At 43.4% G+C, this 21727-nt stretch carries 14 protein-coding genes, 2 tRNA genes and 2 rRNA genes; 15 read left to right on the top strand and 3 right to left on the bottom strand.

Annotation, left to right across the window (positions count from 1 at the left end; genetic code table 11):
- Positions 1-96 precede the first annotated feature (96 nt).
- Positions 97-2004 carry an ATP-binding protein gene (locus OQE68_RS14085; protein ID WP_180570447.1) on the top strand — a complete coding sequence of 636 codons (1908 nt, stop codon included), beginning with the start codon at positions 97-99 and terminating at the stop codon, positions 2002-2004.
- Positions 2005-2010: 6 nt separating this feature from the next.
- Here OQE68_RS14085 and OQE68_RS14090 read toward each other — a convergent pair whose 3' ends face one another.
- The 3 genes from OQE68_RS14090 to OQE68_RS30855 all read right to left on the bottom strand — a co-directional run bounded on the left by OQE68_RS14090 (position 2011) and on the right by OQE68_RS30855 (position 3376).
- On the bottom strand, positions 2011-2193 hold the full coding sequence (locus OQE68_RS14090; RefSeq protein ID WP_180570446.1) for a DUF1289 domain-containing protein: 183 nt from the start codon (positions 2191-2193) through the stop codon (positions 2011-2013).
- 88 nt (positions 2194-2281) lie between these two features.
- Complete coding sequence (locus OQE68_RS14095; protein ID WP_180570445.1) at positions 2282-3022, bottom strand: substrate-binding periplasmic protein; 741 nt, start codon at positions 3020-3022, stop codon at positions 2282-2284.
- 276 nt (positions 3023-3298) lie between these two features.
- A complete protein-coding gene (locus tag OQE68_RS30855; protein WP_180570477.1) occupies positions 3299-3376 on the bottom strand; it encodes a hypothetical protein in 78 nt (25 codons plus the stop codon).
- Between the two features lie 129 nt (positions 3377-3505).
- Here OQE68_RS30855 and tkt point away from each other — a divergent pair, with 129 nt between their 5' ends.
- The 14 genes from tkt (at position 3506) to OQE68_RS14165 (ending at position 21649) form a co-directional block, all read left to right on the top strand.
- Entirely contained in the window at positions 3506-5512 is a 2007-nt protein-coding gene (tkt, locus tag OQE68_RS14100) for a transketolase (RefSeq protein WP_180570444.1), read from the top strand.
- An 85-nt stretch (positions 5513-5597) separates the two neighbouring features.
- Positions 5598-6614 (top strand): type I glyceraldehyde-3-phosphate dehydrogenase, encoded by a 1017-nt coding sequence (locus tag OQE68_RS14105; protein ID WP_180570443.1) that lies wholly within the window; start codon positions 5598-5600, stop codon positions 6612-6614.
- Positions 6615-6642: 28 nt separating this feature from the next.
- Positions 6643-7815 (top strand): phosphoglycerate kinase, encoded by a 1173-nt coding sequence (locus tag OQE68_RS14110; RefSeq protein WP_180570442.1) that lies wholly within the window; start codon positions 6643-6645, stop codon positions 7813-7815.
- Between the two features lie 120 nt (positions 7816-7935).
- The gene (fba, locus tag OQE68_RS14115; RefSeq protein ID WP_180570441.1) at positions 7936-9000 is read left to right on the top strand and encodes a class II fructose-bisphosphate aldolase; all 1065 of its coding nucleotides are present in this window, start codon (positions 7936-7938) and stop codon (positions 8998-9000) included.
- A gap of 237 nt (positions 9001-9237) precedes the next feature.
- Positions 9238-11202: a M12 family metallopeptidase gene (locus tag OQE68_RS14120; protein ID WP_180570440.1), complete on the top strand. Its 1965-nt coding sequence runs from the start codon at positions 9238-9240 to the stop codon at positions 11200-11202.
- Positions 11203-11367: 165 nt separating this feature from the next.
- Entirely contained in the window at positions 11368-12714 is a 1347-nt protein-coding gene (locus OQE68_RS14125; protein WP_219340162.1) for a glutamine synthetase family protein, read from the top strand.
- Positions 12715-13001: 287 nt separating this feature from the next.
- Positions 13002-14084: a polyamine ABC transporter ATP-binding protein gene (potA, locus tag OQE68_RS14130; RefSeq protein WP_219340163.1), complete on the top strand. Its 1083-nt coding sequence runs from the start codon at positions 13002-13004 to the stop codon at positions 14082-14084.
- On the top strand, positions 14081-14995 hold the full coding sequence (locus OQE68_RS14135; RefSeq protein WP_180570438.1) for an ABC transporter permease subunit: 915 nt from the start codon (positions 14081-14083) through the stop codon (positions 14993-14995). Before potA ends, OQE68_RS14135 begins: the two co-directional genes overlap by 4 nt.
- 2 nt (positions 14996-14997) lie before the next feature.
- Positions 14998-15816: an ABC transporter permease subunit gene (locus OQE68_RS14140; RefSeq protein ID WP_180570437.1), complete on the top strand. Its 819-nt coding sequence runs from the start codon at positions 14998-15000 to the stop codon at positions 15814-15816.
- Between the two features lie 208 nt (positions 15817-16024).
- Positions 16025-16351: a NirD/YgiW/YdeI family stress tolerance protein gene (locus OQE68_RS14145; protein WP_180570436.1), complete on the top strand. Its 327-nt coding sequence runs from the start codon at positions 16025-16027 to the stop codon at positions 16349-16351.
- Between the two features lie 396 nt (positions 16352-16747).
- Positions 16748-18288: ribosomal RNA gene (locus OQE68_RS14150) — 16S ribosomal RNA — on the top strand.
- Between the two features lie 88 nt (positions 18289-18376).
- A tRNA-Ile gene (locus OQE68_RS14155) sits at positions 18377-18453 on the top strand.
- A gap of 5 nt (positions 18454-18458) precedes the next feature.
- A tRNA-Ala gene (locus OQE68_RS14160) sits at positions 18459-18534 on the top strand.
- 223 nt (positions 18535-18757) lie between these two features.
- Positions 18758-21649: ribosomal RNA gene (locus OQE68_RS14165) — 23S ribosomal RNA — on the top strand.
- Together the 16S and 23S rRNA genes with 2 tRNA genes alongside form the textbook arrangement of a ribosomal RNA operon.
- The last annotated feature ends 78 nt before the right edge of the window (positions 21650-21727 follow it).

The raw sequence follows: 21727 nt of genomic DNA on the forward strand, positions 1-21727 counted from the left end.
TTATTATTGGTTGCTCGAGATTGCTAGATGAAACGGTTCGGGTCAATTCGTACAAAGATGCTAATGTTCCCGGTTTGTTTTCTATTGGTGATGTTGTTGGTTTCATCCAATTTTGTGTACATTTATATTGAGCAGTCTTTCTTTGCTAAGGAATTCCAAGAACAGAAACTTGACCATTATGCCCAGCTTATCCATGCATACTCTGAGTTTGCAACAAATCATGCGTTAATTTACGGCAGCCTGCGTGAAATTCAATTAGGTCTTGATAAACAAAATTATTACAGAAATGTTCAGGATCGACTAAAAAGTACTGAAAATGCACTTAATTGTGTAGAGGTATTGGCGGAGGAAATAAATAATACAGGCAAGGATTTCCCTGAAGATAAACTCAATAATCTAATCTCAAATATGACGAGTTACAATGCTATGACGTCTTCATTGTTTCGTCAGGCTTCTATAAGTGTAGATAGTGCCTACACAGCAATGGCCGAGTTAACGTTAAAGTATAGTGAAATAATTAAAAATTTTAGTGGTTTGATGTCATCCTTAGATAAAAATCTAGCTAAAAAAGCAAGTTTGGTTGAATCTCATGCAAAGAGTAGTTTAATTATTTTTTTATGTATTACCCTAGTGTCTTGTATTCTAGTTTTTTTGTTTAGTGTGTTTTATGTAAGGAAGGTTACTAAGCGTTTATCAGTTGCTATCGCCAATATTAAAGAAATGACAAGTGGTAAACTGTCTAGGCGTTGTGAGATTGAGTCAAATGATGAAATAGGCGAGTTGGCAAAAGAAGTAAACTATTTAGCGGAAAGTCTTGAGTATGCAAGAGCCGTGGGTGAAGAGAAAAATTCATTCTTGGCGAACATGAGTCATGAAATAAGAACTCCTCTTAATGGGGTCTTAGCGACGGCTGAGCTGCTTTTAGAAACACCTAATAGCAGCGAACGGTCAAGCTTTATTAAATTGATTTACCAGTCTAGTAAGTCACTGCTATCCGTGATAGATGATATTTTGATTTACTCTAGTTTGGAGTCGGGAAAAATAGCCGCAGAAAATAAAAAGTTCTCACTTAAAAAGTTACTTGAGGAAATTAAATTATTGTTTGCAAGTTCAGCAGAGCAAAAGAATGTCAAATTCTTTTTGAAGTGTAATGAAAGAGTGGCTGATTATTATGTCGGTGATGAAGGACGTTTAAGACAAATTTTGCTGCACTTGGTCGGTAATGCAGTGAAGTTTACCTATAGAGGTTGTATCGTAGTTGATGTCGACTCAGTAATTTTAAATTATAAAAATTGTGTTTTTATTAATGTGCGTGATACGGGGATTGGTATTAAAGAAAAAGATGTTAATAATATTTTTAAAGGTTTTTATCAGGTCGAACATACCAGTACTCGCAATTATGGTGGTTCAGGGTTAGGTTTAGCTATCAGTTATAAGTTAACGCAGTTGTTGAATGGTGAATTATTGGTGAGTAGCAAACCAGGTGAAGGCTCAATTTTTACCTTAAAACTTCCGTTAGAGCCTGCGATAGTATCTGAAAATACAGTCACATCTGAAATGGCTGATAAAAAGCAGGCAAGAGATTATAATAAGCATGTATTAGTGGTGGATGATACGCCTAGTAATCAAATGATTGCGAGGGCTGTATTGAATAAACTAGGATTTAGTGTAGTAATTACAGAAAATGGCAAAGCAGCAATTACTCAAATACTAAACCATCAGTTTGATATCGTGTTTATGGATATGCATATGCCAGTGTTGGATGGAATAGAAGCAACGAAACAAATTAGAAGTCTTGCAGGAGATAAAGGTAAAACACCTATCATTGCATTGACAGCCAATGTAATGCCGGAAGATAAGGCTTTATGTCTCCAAGCAGGTATGAATGGTGTGATTACTAAACCTATAACTAAAGATAAAATTGCTAGTGAAATAGACAAAGTATTTTCTTATAAATCGGCTGAGGAAAGTAATAGTATTTCGGGGTTGATGAAAGAAAATTAATGATTGTTATTGGTGTTTTTTTCTTTTGTTGGCATTTTCTACTATTTGTTTACGCCTGGCCTCTGTAGCAGTATGCCACTCCAAAATTTCAGCCAGAGAGCGAAAACAGCCAACACATACATCGTTATTATCCAAGCAGCAGTTGCGTACACAAGGAGAGTCAGTAGTTGAAGGTTTGTTACTGCTCATAAAAGTGTACTCCCTTTTACTTCGATTGCTTTTAAAACTTGCTTGAACTGGCGACTCAATTAATTTGAGGGACATAAAAAGAAATAATTCAGTGAATTAATCCGTACTTGGCGTAAATTTCATTTAGTAATGTATTATTTGACTTTCCTTTTTGTTGGTAAACAGTAGTAAGCGCTTTTTGTAGTAGTTGAACAGTATTATCAGCTGTACTTTTACTAAAGGCATAGCAAGTGGGAATAGGCTTAAATGAATAGATGGTTTCAAAGTCATTTAGGTTATAACCTAGTCTTGCCAGGATCCAGCTGGCTACATTGATATCATATCCCCAGGCATCAAAACGATGAGAAGCTAGCATTTTTGCTAACGTTTCTGGATGATTATTACCATATTTAAAATTATCCGGGTTTATCTGTAACCCTTGAAATAATTTTTCGGCGATATCATCCTTTACTATGCCAATAGTCAGGCGGTTTAGGTCATTTATGTTGTGGATTTTAATATCAGAGTCTTTTCTGGCAGTTAATACAACTTGAGTGTTCATGTAAGAACATGCCCATTTAAATAATTTTTCTCGCTCTTTAATTTTGGTCATACCAAACAAGACGATATTAGGTTGGTTAAGAGCCATTCTGTAGCCGCGGGTCCATGGCATAAGTTTGATGTCAGCTTTAGTAATCGGGCAGTTTATAGACTTTGTTGCAATAAGCAGCAAGTCAACGGATATCCCTTGTAAATTACCGTTTTCCATAAAGTTATGAGGTGGGTAGTCTTCAGTAATATAAGTGAGTTGTTGCAAAGGGCAGGGTGAAACGGTAGCGGTGGCGAACATTAGTATTCCGCTCAATAATCCACTAAGCCTCTTTCTCAATGATGCCACTGGTTTTGCTCATAATACCTAAGTTTCTTTAAGCATAGTTGGAAAACTATCGGCAGTGAGGAAGTAACTATTTAGTCAAGAGGCAACTATTTTAAGAAAGTAGCTATTTTAATAAAGTAGCTATAGCGAGTTTAAGAAAGTAACTATAAGAAAGTAACTATAGCGAGCCAAAATAGGTGGGTCTCTCTTTAGTTGCTGAACTGGGTATGTAGAAAGCTGGCCATTGCGTCAGTTTACTGTGGGCGAGTCAATCCTTTGCCATTTTGCGGTTAATACATTTGCTGATAAAGCCAGAAAAAGAGACAATACTGGCCGTTTTTTAAAGCTGTTCCAAAGTTAACTTGCTAAGCAGGGGTTGCAGCATTTCATGAGTCAGATGGTCATGAATTAAAGTGCTTTGCAACGCCCTCCAATTAGGTTGTAGGAGACTATTTCATGTCGTCGACCCGTCAAGAGCGCGTCAATGCCATTCGTGCATTAAGTATGGATGCAGTACAAAAAGCCAAAAGTGGCCACCCTGGTGCGCCAATGGGAATGGCTGATATTGCTGAAGTACTCTGGTGCGAATACTTGCAACATAACCCTGCTAACCCAAACTGGGTTAACCGTGACCGTTTTGTGCTATCCAATGGTCATGGCTCTATGCTGCTTTATTCTTTATTGCACCTTACAGGTTATGACCTTTCAATCGACGACCTGAAAAACTTCCGTCAATTACACTCAAAAACTGCCGGCCACCCAGAGTATGGTTATGCACCTGGGATAGAAACAACTACCGGGCCTCTTGGCCAGGGGATAGCTAACGCGGTGGGGATGGCGATTGCCGAAAAAACACTGGCTGCCCAGTTTAACCGTGACGGGCATGAAGTAGTTGACCATTACACCTATGCTTTCACGGGTGATGGCTGCTTGATGGAAGGTATCTCCCACGAAGTATGTTCTTTAGCGGGTACTTTAGGCTTAGGCAAGCTGGTCGTTTTTTATGACGACAACGGTATTTCTATTGATGGTGAGGTCGAAGGCTGGTTTACCGACGACACGCCTAAACGTTTTGAGTCTTATGGCTGGCAGGTGATTCCTGGTGTTGATGGCCACGATGCAGAAGCAATCAAACAAGCAGTCGACGCGGCAAGAGCTAACCCAAATCAGCCTACCTTAATTTGCTGTAAAACTATTATTGGTTTTGGCTCCCCTAACAAAGAAGGTAAAGAGTCTTGCCACGGTGCTCCATTAGGTGATGATGAAATTGCCTTAACTCGTGAAAAGTTAGGCTGGACTTATGGTCCATTTGAAATCCCAGAAAATATTTATCAAGTCTGGGATGCTAAAACAAAAGGTCAGGCTGTAGAGCAAGAATGGAATACAGCATTTGCCGCATACAAAGAAGCACACCCAGAGTTGGCAGCAGAATTAGAGCGCCGTTTAGCCGGTGAATTACCCGCTGACTTTACTGAACAGGCACAAGCTTATATTAAAGAGTGTCAAAGCAAAGGGGAAACCTTGGCTAGTCGTAAAGCCTCTCAAAACACTTTGAATGCCTATGGTCCATTATTGCCTGAGTTGTTAGGTGGTTCTGCTGACTTAGCTGGCTCTAATTTGACTTTATGGAAGGAAAGCAAAGGCGTAGCGAAAGAAGATGCTAGTGGTAACTACATCTTTTATGGTGTTCGCGAATTTGGTATGTCTGCCATTATGAATGGTATTGCTTTACATGGTGGTTTTGTTCCTTACGGTGCAACTTTCTTAATATTTATGGAATATGCGCGTAATGCCGTGCGGATGGCTGCATTGATGAAGCAGCGCAGCATTTTTGTTTATACTCACGACTCTATCGGCTTAGGCGAAGATGGCCCAACTCACCAACCAGTTGAGCAAATGGCTAGCTTAAGAACTACTCCTAATATGTCGCTATGGCGCCCTTGTGATACGGTTGAGTCTGCAGTAGCTTGGAAAGCAGCGATCGAGCGTAAAGATGGCCCAACTTCTCTGGTATTTTCTCGTCAAGGCTTACCACACCAGACGCGTACTGATGAACAGTTAGTAAATGTTGCGAAAGGTGGTTACATCCTCCGTGATTGTGATGGTTTGCCAGAGTTGATTTTAATTGCCACTGGTTCAGAAGTTGGTTTGGCAATGGAAGCAGCAGAGCAGTTAGCAAATAAAGGTACGAAGGTAAGAGTGGTTTCTATGCCTTCAACGGATGTATTCGAAGCGCAAGATGTAGAATATAAGCTACAAGTGTTACCTTTAGAGGTGCCAGCCAGAGTGGCTATTGAAGCGGCTCATGCTGACTACTGGTACAAGTATGTAGGTTTGGATGGTCGTGTGGTAGGTATGCAGACATTTGGTGAATCTGCACCTGCTGGTGACTTATTCAAAGAATTCGGCTTTACCGTTGAAAATGTTGTCACAGTAGCGGAAGATTTGCTCAACATAGAGTAAAACAAAAAGGCGGTATTTACCGCCTTTTTTATTTTTGCTGCTGTTTTTATATTAGGTCACTTGTAAAAATCGGAAATTAGCTAACATGGCATTTCGTTTAGCTATCAATGGCTATGGTCGGATTGGCCAAAGCGTATTAAGAGCACTGTACGAAACCAGTCACCGTCAACACATGCAGGTGGTGGCCATTAATGAGTTATCAGATTTAGATACTATTACTTATCTCACCCGTTATGATACTACCCATGGCCGTTTTCCGGCTTCGGTAAAACGGCAACGCGATCACTTGGTCATTAATAGTGACCCTATTCAAGTGATTAATCAGCCAGATCCAACGAAGCTGCCTTGGAAAGCGCTAGGTATTGATTTAGTGCTGGAGTGCACAGGTTCGTTTACTGATCGACAAGCAGCAGAGCAACATTTAGCCAGTGGAACACCTCGGTTGCTATTTTCTCAGCCTGCTGAGCCTGAGTCGGTAGACGCGACTATTGTATATGGTGTGAATGAAGAAACGCTCCAGGCGAATCATCAAATTGTTTCCAGTGCATCATGTACAACTAATTGTATTGTGCCGGTCATTAAAACTTTAGACGACACATTTGGTATTGAGCACGGTACTATCACGACCATTCACTCGGCTATGAATGATCAGCCAGTCATTGATGCCTATCATCACAGTAACTTACGCTTAACGCGCAGTGCTTTGCAGTCAATTATCCCAGTAGATACTGGCTTGGCAAAGGGGATTGACCGGTTGTTGCCAAACCTTGCTGGAAAATTTCAGGCATTAGCCATGCGGGTACCCACTATTAATGTATCGGCAATGGACTTAACTGTTCAGGTAAGCAGAGCAACGAATGTGGCTGATGTTAATGAGGTTATTCGTGATGCCTGCCATGGCCGATTACAGGGGTTAATGGGAGTAACGGAGGAGCCACTGGCGTCGTGTGATTTTAATCACGATGACCGCTCAGCAATTGTTGACTTAACTCAAACTAAAGTCAGTGGCACTAATATGGTGAAAGTGATTGCCTGGTTTGATAATGAATGGGCGTTTGCTAATAGAATGTTAGACGTCAGTTATCATTGGTTAACTATATAACTGCTGTTGTATTTTAAGGGGGATTTCAATGGCTGTGATCCAAATGAAGGATCTTGATCTTGCTGGCAAGCGGGTATTAATCCGCGAAGACTTAAATGTGCCAGTGAAAAACGGAAAAGTAACCAGCGATGCACGCATTCGTGCAGCTTTACCCACTATTGAACAGGCGGTGGAGGCTGGCGCTAAAGTATTGGTGATGTCTCATTTGGGCAGGCCAACAGAAGGTGAGTTTGCTGAAGAATATTCGCTAGCACCTGTCGCCGAATATTTAACTGAGTTGCTAGATCAGTCAGTAAGGCTAGAGCGTGACTGGTTAAATGGTGTCGAGTTGGATGTTGGTGAAGTGGTGCTGCTGGAAAATGTTCGCTTTAACCAAGGTGAAAAGAAAAATGATGACCAGTTAGCTAAGCAAATGGCCAACCTGTGTGACGTTTATGTGATGGATGCATTTGGTACTGCTCACCGAGCGCAAGCCTCAACCCATGGAGTTGCTAAATATGCGCCTGTTGCTTGTGCTGGACCGCTATTGGTTAATGAGTTGGATGCTTTGGGCAAAGCGTTGGATAATCCAAAGAAGCCTTTGGTAGCCATTGTTGGTGGCTCAAAAGTTTCCACTAAACTCACTGTATTAGAGTCTCTTGCCAAAGTGGCCGATAAAATTATTGTGGGTGGTGGTATAGCCAATACATTTCTTGCTGCTGCTGGCCATCCGGTGGGTAACTCCTTGTATGAAGCCGATCTGATTCCAGAAGCCAAAAAGCTGCTGGAGCAAACTGATATCCCTCTGCCTATTGATGTAGTTACTGGCAAAGAATTCTCTGAATCTGCAAAAGCAGAGTTAAAGGGAGTATCTGATGTGGCTGAAGATGACATGATTTTCGATGTGGGGCCACAAACATCCGAATTGTTCAAAACCATTTTGGCAGAAGCTAACACCATTATTTGGAATGGCCCAGTTGGGGTGTTTGAATTTGACCAGTTTGGTGAAGGGACCAAAGCTTTATCATTAGCGATTGCTGATAGTGCGGCTTTTTCTATTGCAGGCGGAGGTGATACCTTGGCTGCGGTAGATAAATACGGTATCAAGCAACAAGTGTCCTATATTTCTACTGGTGGGGGTGCTTTCCTAGAATACGTGGAGGGGAAAACTTTACCAGCAGTAGCGATATTAGAAGAACGGGCCAAAGAGTCACGTTCATAATAATAAAGCAATAAAAGTATACCTGACTTGCAGGGTATATAAATCCACACAGCTTGCACTTATAAATGAACCCGGCAGTTATTACGCATTTAACTGCCGCTGTTACTTTGAGGACTGAAGATGGCACTGATTAGTATGCGACAGTTGCTTGATCATGCAGCCGAGCATGGTTATGGCGTTCCAGCATTTAATGTTAACAACTTAGAGCAAATGCGCGCGATCATGGAAGCGGCTGATCAAACCAATAGCCCAGTGATTGTTCAAGCATCTGCAGGTGCTAGAAAATATGCGGGTGCACCGTTTTTGCGGCACTTGATTCTGGCTGCAATTGAAGAATTCCCTCATATTCCAGTGGTGATGCATCAGGATCACGGTACATCTCCAGCTGTTTGTCAGCGTTCAATTCAACTAGGCTTTTCTTCCGTAATGATGGATGGCTCGTTAGGAGAAGATGGTAAAACGCCAACTTCTTATGAATATAATGTTGACGTCACTCGTCGTACTGTTGAAATGGCTCATGCCTGTGGTGTTTCTGTCGAAGGTGAATTGGGCTGTTTGGGTTCATTAGAAACAGGCCAGGCTGGAGAAGAAGATGGTATCGGTGCTGAAGGCACATTAAGTCATGACCAAATGCTGACAGATCCAGAAGAAGCAGCAGACTTTGTTAAAGCGACTAAAGTAGATGCATTAGCGATTGCGATTGGTACCAGCCATGGCGCTTATAAATTTACTCGTGAGCCAACTGGTGACATTTTAGCGATTGAGCGCATCAAAGCCATTCATGAACGTATTCCTGATACTCACCTGGTAATGCATGGTTCTTCTTCAGTACCACAGGATTGGTTGGCAGTGATCAATGAGTTTGGTGGTGAAATTCCAGAAACCTATGGTGTGCCAGTAAAAGAAATTCAGGAAGGTATCAAGTACGGTGTGCGTAAAGTAAATATCGATACAGACTTGCGTTTAGCTTCTACTGGTGCTATCCGCCGCTTTTTAGCTACTCACAAGTCTGAGTTTGACCCACGTAAATATCTGGCTGTAGCGACCGAAGCGATGAAAGACATTTGTGTCGCACGCTATGAAGCATTTGGTACAGCCGGCCAAGCTAGTAAGATTAACGTATTAAGTTTGGAAAAAATGTTTCAACGTTATGCGGCCGGTGAATTAGAACCAAAAGTGAATTAATAAGACATTTTTTAAGCGGCTATATCTTGCAAAGGTATAGCCGCTTTTGTTTTCAGAAACTGTAACAAACTAACTCGCCATATATTGCAGATTGTTCCTATAAACCTGTGAACCACTTCTCTTGTTTTTAGTCTCAATAAAACCTGTTATTTCTATAATTACACTTGCATGAGTTGGATAATCACCAACACCTGAATATCGTCAAATTTAGGTGTTTGATATGCAAGGAGTTAGCAAATGCATTACCTTAATTTAAAGCACACGGCAGCTGTATTATTATCGGCTTCTGTTTTAGGGAGTACAGGACTTTACGCAGAGCAAACAGAGCACGAAATTAATCGTCATATTAGTGCTCCTGTTGATTTTACTTATTTAAATGGTACTGGTGAGCGGATTTATTACCAGGTAATAGATGGTTTAGCTATTTATGAAGGAGATATTATTTTAGGCACCCATGAAGAAGTACAGCAATATGGTGTGCCATCATTTGAAATAACGCCATGGACTAACGTTGATGATGTTGGAGAAGATGGTGAAGCAACCAATGAATTTAGTGCACCAACTAAAAACAAACGTAGCTTATGGCCTAATGCTGTGCTTTATTATCAAATAGACTCTAATTATCCCAGCCAAGGTAGATCAAAAATTGAAGCTGCACTTAAATATGTTGCCTCAAAAACCAATGTTAAGTTTGTAAAGAGAACAAATCAAAGTAACTATGTAAAAGTCATTAATGGTTCTGGTTGTTGGTCTTATGTCGGTATGACGGGTAGGCAACAGCAGCTATCGTTAAGTTACCCTGGCTGTGTTTATCAAGGTATAATTGCCCATGAGTTTTTACATGCCTTAGGTTTTTATCATGAGCAATCTCGAGCCGATCGTGATAATTACGTTACGATTCATTGGAATAATATACAGTCAGGCATGGAGGGGAATTTTAGAAAAGCAGATACTGATTTAAAAGTAGGGCCTTATGATTATTATTCAGTCATGCATTATTCTGCTTATGCGTTTTCTAAAAACCGACGACCCACGATCACCCCTAAAGACCCCAATGTTCCAGCAGACAAACTGGGTAATCGTAGTGGGTTAAGCGATAAAGATGTTGCTGGCGTTAATTACTTGTATCCTGATGGCGATCCAGGGCCAGGACCAGGTAAAGACCCTAAAATTCAGTTGAAGTATAAGAAAGCTGAAATTAAAAAAGGTCAGACATATGATTTACCACTGGAAATCATTGATGATGATTATGACAAGCTATCTATTGTTACCAATTCAAATAATCAGGCTCTATTGCCAGACTCTAACCTTGAGTTGAAAAAAGGCTCGCAAAAAGGCAGTTATATTCTTCATATGAAGCCGTTAGTTACGGCTACAGGTACGGCAGTAGTTACTATTACTGTGTTTGACTTTGATGGTGGTGTTGCTGAAGCTAAGTTCACTCTAATAGTGAAGGATGATGGCAGTAGTAAATTATCAGTTAGTTTTAGTAAGGGCAGTGCAGAAATACCAAAAAGTCAAACCTACAGTGCTGGCTTTATAGTAAAAGGTGCTGAGCCAAGTGATCTCACTTTCGTACCCAACTCTGATAATCAAGCATTATTACCTGATGGTAATTTGACTATTAAGAAAACCCAAGTGCCAGGTAAATTCTTACTAGAGATGAAACCACTTAAAGATGCTGTGGGCAAAGCCAATGTAAAACTGTCTGTATTTAGTACTAGTGGTGGTACAGCAGAAGATAGCTTTACTCTAGTGGTGAAAGATGATGGTAGTCAGAAACCATATAAACTGCTGGTTTCTAAACTAGGCGCTTGTGTCACTGTCACTAAAAACCGCCTAGAGAATGCTCAATATGCTGTGAAGCCCCACTACTGCCAGGGTAAAGATAATCAGCTTTGGTATAAAGACGATACAGGTAGGATAATGCCTAAGTCTCATCCAAACCACTGCCTGCAGGCTTCTAAAGCAGCTAATGGTGGGATTAGTTTTGTAGCGCCCTGCAAGGATAGCAAATTAAACTCTTGGCAAGTTGATAAAGAAATCATCCGCAGTGCAGCTAACTCGGAACAAGTGTTGGACTTTTATGTCCGTCAGCTCAAAATAGGATTGTGGAAGTACCATGGTGGTAATAATCAGCGTTGGTTGTGGATAACTAAAGAAAATCTGTCAGAGCTGCGCCTGTTGTTAAAGGTGAGATAGGCTATAAAGGTAAGATAAGTTACAAAAAATCAGCTAAGTACAGCTATACGTTGCTATCTATTTTTCATTTAAAGCTACCGCTTTGGTAGCTTTTTTTGTTGTATCATGAGCGGCGGCTATATTCATTGTAAGTCTATAAAAAATAGAAAAATGATAGAGACAGTTATGGAGTCAATAAAAGCTTGGATTAAAAAATACAATATTACTGAAGTAGAGTGTTTAATTGCTGACTTTACAGGTATTGCCAGAGGGAAAATAATGCCGGCAAACAAATTTTGTCAGGATATGGGGATTAGGCTACCCGAAGCAGTTTTAATTCAAACGGTAACAGGGGACTATGTTGCTGATGAGCTGTATTATAAATTAACTGACCCTGCTGAAGTTGATATTAAACTATTGCCAGATCCTAACGCAGCTTATCTAGTGCCTTGGGCGCAAGAGCCCACAGCCCAGATCATTCATGATGTGTATGATAAACATGACAATCCAATTGACCTGTCACCTCGTAATTTATTAAAAAAAGTGCTTAAGCTGTATGAGGACAAAGGTTGGAAACCAATTATTGCACCAGAGCTAGAGTTCTATTTAACTAAGACCAATATTAACCCCGATCATCCGTTAGAGCCCCCAGTAGGACGCTCGGGCCGGCAAGAAACTGGACGTCAGTCGTTTAGTATTGATGCGGTCAATGAGTTTGATCCCCTGTTTGAAGATGTATACGACTACTGTGAGGCTCAAGGGCTGGATGTGGATACTTTGATCCATGAAGAGGGCACCGCGCAGATGGAAATTAATTTTCAGCATGGTGATGCACTCACTTTAGCTGATCAAGTATTTTTATTTAAGCGAACAGTGCGTGAGGTGGCACTTAAGCATAATGTCACTGCGACTTTTATGGCTAAGCCTATCACTGATGAACCTGGTAGCGCGATGCACATTCACCTAAGTGTACATGACTGTAAAACTGGTCAAAATATTTTCAATGACGAGCAAGGTAGCAGCACACTTTTATTTGAAAGCTTTATTGGTGGATTACAAAAATACATTCCAAGTGCTATGCCACTATTTGCTCCTAATGTTAACTCTTATCGACGTTTTTTAGCTGGCGAGTCAGCACCTTTAAATGTTGAGTGGGGGGTTGATAATCGAACAGTTGCATTTCGGGTGCCTGAATCGTTACCTGAAAATCGCCGGGTTGAAAACCGGCTGGCAGGGGCCGATGCTAACCCTTATTTAGCGGTCGCAGGTTCATTAATATGTGGCTATATGGGCATGCTGGAAAATTTAAAGTCCACTGAACCATCTATAGGTAATGCTCATGAGCTGGAAAATTACAGTTTACCGTTAAGTTTAGAGCATGCCTTGATGGGCTTTGAACAGTGCAAACCCTTATGTGATATGTTGGGGCGGAAGTTTGTTGATGCTTATGTGGCGGTAAAAGAAACCGAAAGTGAAAACTTCAAACGTATTATTAGCTCCTGGGAACGCAAATACTTATTGCTTTCAGTTTGACTGAAAATTATTCAGTTATTACAGGGAAGGGCTGGTTTAAATAATAAGAGACAGGTAAAACAGCCAAATAGACATGTGCTAATAAAAGTTTATTTCCCAACTTTTTGCTTTCCAGTATCAAGCCGGTATACCCTGCGCGAAAGATTCTTACTTAGGTCTGATGGTGCTTATCTTTAAATGAATACTAGTAGGCCTTGGAATAGCTTCGAACGGGAGAGCAGTGAATTATGGTAAAGACGGTTGTGGGGGGCCTGTTAGATAAAGGGCTGCCGCCTCAGCGTGATCACATGTTGGTAGAAATTAAACAACTGACCAAACAGTTTGGTACTACCTTAGCAGTGGATGATGTGTCGCTTGAAATTAAAAAAGGTGAAATTTTTGCACTGCTAGGTGGTTCTGGCTCAGGCAAATCTACTTTGCTTCGAATGTTGGCCGGTTTTGAGCAACCAACTGCGGGGAGGGTTTATCTTGATGGAGAAGATATAACAGACTTACCTCCTTATCAGCGACCTATTAATATGATGTTTCAGTCTTATGCGCTGTTCCCCCATATGACGGTTGAGCAAAATATTGCTTTTGGGTTAAAGCAAGATAAGTTACCTAAAGAGCAGATTTTGGCTCGGGTAAATGAAATGCTGAAACTGGTGCATATGGAGCAATATGGTAAACGAAAGCCGCATCAGTTATCAGGAGGACAAAAGCAGCGAGTCGCGTTAGCCAGAAGTTTGGCCAAAAGACCTAAGCTGTTGCTACTTGATGAGCCAATGGGGGCTTTAGATAAAAAGCTGCGAAGCCGAATGCAGTTAGAGGTAGTGCAAATTCTTGAAGAAGTGGGCGTCACCTGCATTATGGTTACCCATGATCAGGAAGAAGCGATGACCATGGCTGAGCGCATTGGGATCATGAATGATGGCTGGATCGTTCAGGTAGGAACGCCGGTTGATATTTATGAAGCGCCTAACTGTCGTATGACGGCGGAGTTTATTGGTTCAGTTAATATCTTTGAAGGTGAAGTAGTAAAAGACGAAGCAGATCATGTCATTATCAGTTCCCCACAACTAGAACGAGATATTTATTTCAGTCACGGTATTATTAGTGCACTGGATGAAAAGTGGGTCTATGTTGCTATTCGCCCGGAAAAAACGCTTGTTTCTACAGCTAAACCAAGAGGCCAATACAACTGGGCAAAAGGGATTGTTCATGACATTGCCTATTTAGGTGGCCATTCTGTTTATTACATTAAGTTGGCTAATGGCATAATTATTCAGTCCACAATGGCAAATGTAGAGCGTAAAATGGATCGGCCTACCTGGGATGAGCCGGTTTATATCAGCTGGGAAGATGACAGTGGTGTGGTACTTACATCATGAGCTTTAATATCAATAAGCATAACCTTTTGCGCTGGATACCTTCCGGGCGTAGTTTTATTGTAGGGATACCCTATAGCTGGTTGTTAGTATTCTTCTTAGTTCCTTTTATTATTGTATTAAAAATAAGTCTATCTGAAGCAGAAACTGCAATACCCCCTTATTCTGATGTATTTCAATATGTAGATGAAACAGTCAAAATTATCCTTAATTTGGGTAATTATTTGTTTTTGTTAGAGGATGATCTTTATTTAGCTGCTTATATAAGTTCGCTAAAAATTGCGTTTTTCTCAGCAGTATTCTGTTTGTTGTTGGGATATCCAATGGCCTATGCTATGGCACAAGCATCAGATAAATGGAAAGCTATCTTATTGTTGTCGATATTATTGCCTTCATGGACCTCTTTTTTAATTCGAGTTTATGCTTGGATAGGGATATTAAAAAATAATGGGTTAATCAATAACTTGCTTATGTGGTTGGGGATTATTGATAACCCGCTGCCCATGTTAAATACTAATTTTGCTGTATATGTCGGTGTTGTTTATACCTACCTGCCATTTATGGTACTGCCTATCTATGCCATTTTGACAAAGCTGGATAATTCGTTATTGGAAGCCTCTGCTGACTTAGGGGCGAAACCTTGGCAAACATTTTTAAGAGTAACATTACCACTGTCAAAAAATGGCATTATTGCTGGTTCCATGCTGGTGTTTATTCCTGTGGTAGGGGAGTTTGTTATTCCAGAGCTGTTGGGTGGGCCAGAATCCTTGATGATTGGTAAAGTGCTATGGCAAGAGTTTTTCAATAATCGAGATTGGCCAATCGCTGCTGCATTAGCCATGGTGATGTTAGTAATATTGATTATCCCTATTACCCTGTTCCATAAGTACCAAGCTAAAGAGCAGGAGAGCTAGTGATGCAAAAGGGTCGCTTAACTTTTTCAAATTACGTGCTGGCTTTTGGCTTGTTATTTCTTTATCTGCCAATGGTGCTGCTAATAATTTACTCTTTTAATGAGTCTAAGTTAGTTACAGTGTGGGCTGGCTTTTCCATAAAGTGGTATATGGAGCTATTCTCTGATCGACAATTGATAGCAGCAGTATGGATGAGCTTGCGTATAGCTTTTATGTCAGCCTGTATGGCGGTCGTGCTGGGTACCATGGCAGCATATATTATGGTGCGATTCGGGCGGTTTAAAGGAAAAACTGCATTCAGTAGTATGATTACGGCACCACTGGTTATGCCTGATGTGATTACTGGCTTATCACTGCTTTTATTGTTCGTTGCAATGTCACAAGCTTTTGGTTGGCCTGCAGAGCGAGGAATGATGACTATCTGGATTGCTCATGTCACTTTTTGTACAGCGTATGTGGCTGTAGTGGTCTCATCGAGACTGAAAGAAATGGATATCTCGCTGGTAGAGGCAGCAATGGATCTGGGGGCATCGCCACTAAAGACTTTTTTTCTTATTACTGTTCCAGTGATTGCTCCAGCACTATTGTCGGGTTGGTTGATAGCATTCACTTTGTCGCTGGATGACTTGGTTATTGCCAGTTTTGTATCTGGGCCGAGTGCTACAACATTGCCAATGGTTGTGTTCTCTTCTGTACGTTTAGGTGTTAGCCCTAAAATCAATGCTCTAGCCACATTGATTATCTTGATTGTTTCTTTGGTTGCCTTTATGGCTTGGTGGTTTGCTAGAAAAGCAGAGCTTAAACAACGGCAACAGTTATAGTTGCCTGTCACCAGTACGTCATAAAGTTAATCCCTGTTTCGCTTACGGGCTTTACCTAAATAGTCAGGTAGAAGTCCGTAAGGTATTCCATGGTTTTTTAGTTCACGCTAATGAAATGCGTTAATCAATGGCCTAAGCATATGGCTTTTAGTTTATGAACTTGTTGTTTGTGGACTTGTATTTATAGAAGAATAGTGGGATGAAAATCATGGTAAAGGTAATTACTACTTTCTTTGCTTGCTTTGCAATGCAAGTTTTTGCTCAAGTAATTTCTACTGTTGCAGGTGTAAAAAGTCATCCTGTGGTTGATCAAAAAATAGTCATGCAGGGCTATATTGTAAAACAACTGTCTCATGAAACTTATCTGTTTAAAGATCAGACAGGACAGGTGCAAGTAGAGATTGATATTGAAGAGTGGCCTCAAGAGCAGCCACTAGTTAATAAACCTGTAGAAATCATTGGCGAAGTGGAAGTAGAGTCAAATGGGCCTATAGGGGTAGACGTAGAAGAAGTGCGTCCGTTAAATGTTGGTTAAAAAATAGCCTTGGATGAATTATTTTCACTTAGCTGTTGACTTAAAATCTAAAGTGCGTAGAATGCGCCGCCACTGACTGGAGATGAGCAGAAAAGACAGCAGCTGCCGGAGGTTTTCGAACCGAGGTAACGCTGAAAAACTTTTCAAAAACATCTTCAGGAAGGGCGAAAAAAAATCGCTTGACTTTAAAAGGTTAAACGATAGAATGAGCGCCCTCAGTTAGCGAGCCAAGCGCAGCTAACAAGTTCTTTAACAAATTAATCAGACAATTCATGTGGGCTTTAGCTGTAATGATGAGACAAAAATTATCATTGCGCTAAAAGTCAATATATTTGAGATTTAGATAACGCGATGAGCCAAGTTTCGTTTTGCACTTTAAGCAAGGCAACCTGATTTAAACTGAAGAGTTTGATCATGGCTCAGATTGAACGCTGGCGGCAGGCCTAACACATGCAAGTCGAGCGGAAACAGGGGAGCTTGCTCCCGCTGTCGAGCGGCGGACGGGTGCGTAACGCGTAGGAATCTACCTGGTAGTGGGGGATAGCCCGGAGAAATCCGGATTAATACCGCATACGCCTTAAGGGGGAAAGAGGGCCTCTATTTATAAGCTCTTGCTATCAGATGAGCCTGCGTCGGATTAGCTAGTTGGTAAGGTAAAGGCTTACCAAGGCGACGATCCGTAGCTGGTCTGAGAGGATGATCAGCCACACTGGGACTGAGACACGGCCCAGACTCCTACGGGAGGCAGCAGTGGGGAATATTGCACAATGGGCGCAAGCCTGATGCAGCCATGCCGCGTGTGTGAAGAAGGCTCTAGGGTTGTAAAGCACTTTCAGCGAGGAGGAAAGGGTGTAAGTTAATACCTTGCATCTGTGACGTTACTCGCAGAAGAAGCACCGGCTAACTCCGTGCCAGCAGCCGCGGTAATACGGAGGGTGCGAGCGTTAATCGGAATTACTGGGCGTAAAGCGTGCGTAGGTGGCTTGATAAGCCAGATGTGAAAGCCCCGGGCTCAACCTGGGAATTGCATCTGGAACTGTTAGGCTAGAGTACGGTAGAGGGTAGTGGAATTTCCTGTGTAGCGGTGAAATGCGTAGATATAGGAAGGAACACCAGTGGCGAAGGCGACTGCCTGGACTGATACTGACACTGAGGCACGAAAGCGTGGGGAGCAAACAGGATTAGATACCCTGGTAGTCCACGCCGTAAACGATGAACACTAGCCGTTGGGCGACTTGATCGCTTGGTGGCGAAGCTAACGCGATAAGTGTTCCGCCTGGGGAGTACGGCCGCAAGGTTAAAACTCAAATGAATTGACGGGGGCCCGCACAAGCGGTGGAGCATGTGGTTTAATTCGAAGCAACGCGAAGAACCTTACCTGGCCTTGACATCCTGCGAACTTTCTAGAGATAGATTGGTGCCTTCGGGAACGCAGAGACAGGTGCTGCATGGCTGTCGTCAGCTCGTGTCGTGAGATGTTGGGTTAAGTCCCGTAACGAGCGCAACCCTTGTCCTTAGTTACCAGCACGTGATGGTGGGCACTCTAAGGAGACTGCCGGTGACAAACCGGAGGAAGGTGGGGACGACGTCAAGTCATCATGGCCCTTACGGCCAGGGCTACACACGTGCTACAATGGGGCGTACAGAGGGTTGCCAAGCCGCGAGGTGGAGCTAATCTCATAAAACGTCTCGTAGTCCGGATTGGAGTCTGCAACTCGACTCCATGAAGTCGGAATCGCTAGTAATCGTGAATCAGAATGTCACGGTGAATACGTTCCCGGGCCTTGTACACACCGCCCGTCACACCATGGGAGTGGGTTGCACCAGAAGTAGCTAGTCTAACCTTCGGGAGGACGGTTACCACGGTGTGATTCATGACTGGGGTGAAGTCGTAACAAGGTAACCCTAGGGGAACCTGGGGTTGGATCACCTCCTTAAACGAAGCTCGTCATTGCAGTTAAGAGTCCACATGAATTGTCTGATTGAAAGGTTAAAACCCTATTGGGTCGCTGACCCGGAAGATTTGGGTCTGTAGCTCAGCTGGTTAGAGCGCACCCCTGATAAGGGTGAGGTCGCTGGTTCAAGTCCAGCCAGACCCACCAAGTATGGGGCCATAGCTCAGCTGGGAGAGCGCCTGCTTTGCACGCAGGAGGTCTGCGGTTCGATCCCGCATGGCTCCACCAACAAGCGACTGGGAATACGATAGGGAACAAGAAGTCATCGATAAAAGGTTAGGAAGTTACTTTTTATCCATGGCTTTTTTTAAGCCACTTGCTCTTTAACAATTTGGAACTGTAGTAATTTGAAAATAACTGCTGAGTATACAGAAATGTGATACTCAAGCGTTCGGCGTAAAATATCGTTGTAATTGTTTGTAAGTGTGACTCAGATTATTTTGGGTTATATGGTCAAGTGATTAAGCGCATACGGTGGATGCCTTGGCAGCTGGAGGCGATGAAGGACGTAGGAGCCTGCGAAAAGCGACGGGGAGTTGGCAAACGAACTGTGATCCGTCGATGTCCGAATGGGGAAACCCAACCACTTAGGTGGTTATCATGCACTGAATTCATAGGTGTATGAGGCGAACCCGGGGAACTGAAACATCTAAGTACCCGGAGGAAAAGAAATCAACCGAGATTCCGTGAGTAGAGGCGATCGAAAGCGGACTAGCCCTTAAGCTTGTTATGGTTTAGTGGAAGGATCTGGAAAGTTCCGCGATACAGGGTGATAGCCCCGTACACGAAAGGCCATTTTAAGTGAAATCGAGTAGGTCGGGACACGTGATATCTTGACTGAAAATGGGGGGACCATCCTCCAAGGCTAAATACTCCCAGCTGACCGATAGTGAACCAGTACCGTGAGGGAAAGGCGAAAAGAACCCCGTTGAGGGGAGTGAAATAGAACCTGAAACCGTATGCGTACAAGCAGTGGGAGCATGCTTCGGCATGTGACTGCGTACCTTTTGTATAATGGGTCAGCGACTTATTTTCAGTGGCAAGCTTAACCGAATAGGGGAGGCGTAGGGAAACCGAGTCTTAATAGGGCGAACAGTCGCTGGGAATAGACCCGAAACCGGGCGATCTATCCATGAGCAGGGTGAAGGTTAGGTAACACTGACTGGAGGCCCGAACCCACTGTCGTTGAAAAGCCAGGGGATGACTTGTGGATCGGAGTGAAAGGCTAATCAAGCCCGGAGATAGCTGGTTCTCCTCGAAAGCTATTTAGGTAGCGCCTCGTGTCTCACCATGGGGGGTAGAGCACTGTTTCGGCTAGGGGGTCATCCCGACTTACCAACCCGATGCAAACTCCGAATACCCATGAGTGCAATCACGGGAGACACACGGCGGGTGCTAACGTCCGTCGTGGAAAGGGAAACAACCCAGACCGTCAGCTAAGGTCCCAAAGTTCTAGTTAAGTGGGAAACGATGTGAGAAGGCCCAGACAGCCAGGAGGTTGGCTTAGAAGCAGCCACCCTTTAAAGAAAGCGTAATAGCTCACTGGTCGAGTCGGCTCGCGCGGAAGATGTAACGGGGCTCAAACTAGACACCGAAGCTACGGATCCTAACTTAGGTTAGGGTGGTAGAGGAGCGTTCTGTACGCCTGCGAAGGTAGATCGGGAGGTCTGCTGGAGGTATCAGAAGTGCGAATGCTGACATGAGTAACGATAAAGGGAGTGAGAAGCTCCCTCGCCGGAAGACCAAGGTTTCCTGCGCAACGCTAATCGGCGCAGGGTGAGTCGGCCCCTAAGGCGAGCACGAAAGTGGTAGTCGATGGGAAACAGGTTAATATTCCTGTACTAATAATGACTGCGATGAAGGGACGGAGAAGGCTAGGTTGGCCTGGCGATGGTTGTCCAGGTTTAAGGTTGTAGGTAGGCATCTTAGGCAAATCCGGGGTGCTAATACTGAGAGCCGATATCGAACTCATCTTCGGATGAGGAAGTAATTGATGCCATGCTTCCAGGAAAAGCTTCTAAGCTTCAGGTCATTATTAACCGTACCCCAAACCGACACAGGTGGTCAGGTAGAGAATACCAAGGCGCTTGAGAGAACTCGGGTGAAGGAACTAGGCAAAATGGCACCGTAACTTCGGGAGAAGGTGCGCCGGAGCTGGTGAAATTCCTTGCGAATGGAGCTGGAGCCGGTCGAAGATACCAGGTGGCTGCGACTGTTTATTAAAAACACAGCACTCTGCAAACACGTAAGTGGACGTATAGGGTGTGACGCCTGCCCGGTGCCGGAAGGTTAATTGATGGGGTTAGCTTCGGCGAAGCTCTTGATCGAAGCCCCGGTAAACGGCGGCCGTAACTATAACGGTCCTAAGGTAGCGAAATTCCTTGTCGGGTAAGTTCCGACCTGCACGAATGGCGTAACGATGGCCACGCTGTCTCCACCCGAGACTCAGTGAAATTGAAATCGCTGTGAAGATGCAGTGTATCCGCGGCTAGACGGAAAGACCCCGTGAACCTTTACTACAGCTTCACACTGGACTTTGAGCCTACTTGTGTAGGATAGCTGGGAGGCTTTGAAGCGGTAACGCTAGTTATCGTGGAGCCAATCTTGAAATACCAGCCTGGTATGTTTGAGGTTCTAACTCTGGTCCCTGATCGGGATCGAGGACAGTGTGTGGTGGGTAGTTTGACTGGGGCGGTCTCCTCCCAAAGAGTAACGGAGGAGCACGAAGGTGCGCTAAGCATGGTCGGACATCATGCGGTTAGTGTAAAGGTATAAGCGCGCTTGACTGCGAGACGTACATGTCGAGCAGGTACGAAAGTAGGTCTTAGTGATCCGGTGGTTCTGTATGGAAGGGCCATCGCTCAACGGATAAAAGGTACTCCGGGGATAACAGGCTGATACCGCCCAAGAGTTCACATCGACGGCGGTGTTTGGCACCTCGATGTCGGCTCATCACATCCTGGGGCTGAAGCCGGTCCCAAGGGTATGGCTGTTCGCCATTTAAAGTGGTACGCGAGCTGGGTTTAGAACGTCGTGAGACAGTTCGGTCCCTATCTGCCGTGGACGTTGGAAGTTTGAGGAGAGCTGCTCCTAGTACGAGAGGACCGGAGTGGACGAACCACTGGTGTTCGGGTTGTGTCGCCAGACGCATTGCCCGGTAGCTAAGTTCGGACGGGATAACCGCTGAAAGCATCTAAGCGGGAAGCCCCCTTCAAGATGAGACTTCCCTTAGGCCTTGAGCCTTCTAAAGAGCCGTTTAAGACTAAGACGTTGATAGGCGGGGTGTGTAAGTGCTGTGAGGCATTGAGCTAACCCGTACTAATTGCTCGTGAGGCTTGACCATATAACGCCAAAGTGATTTGAGTACAAATCCAAAGCGAAATAGACAAGCACAACGAAATAATACATCGAACGCAAAGCT

It is taken from the genome of Spartinivicinus marinus, from assembly GCF_026309355.1.
In the GTDB taxonomy this organism is placed as follows: domain Bacteria; phylum Pseudomonadota; class Gammaproteobacteria; order Pseudomonadales; family Zooshikellaceae; genus Spartinivicinus; species Spartinivicinus marinus.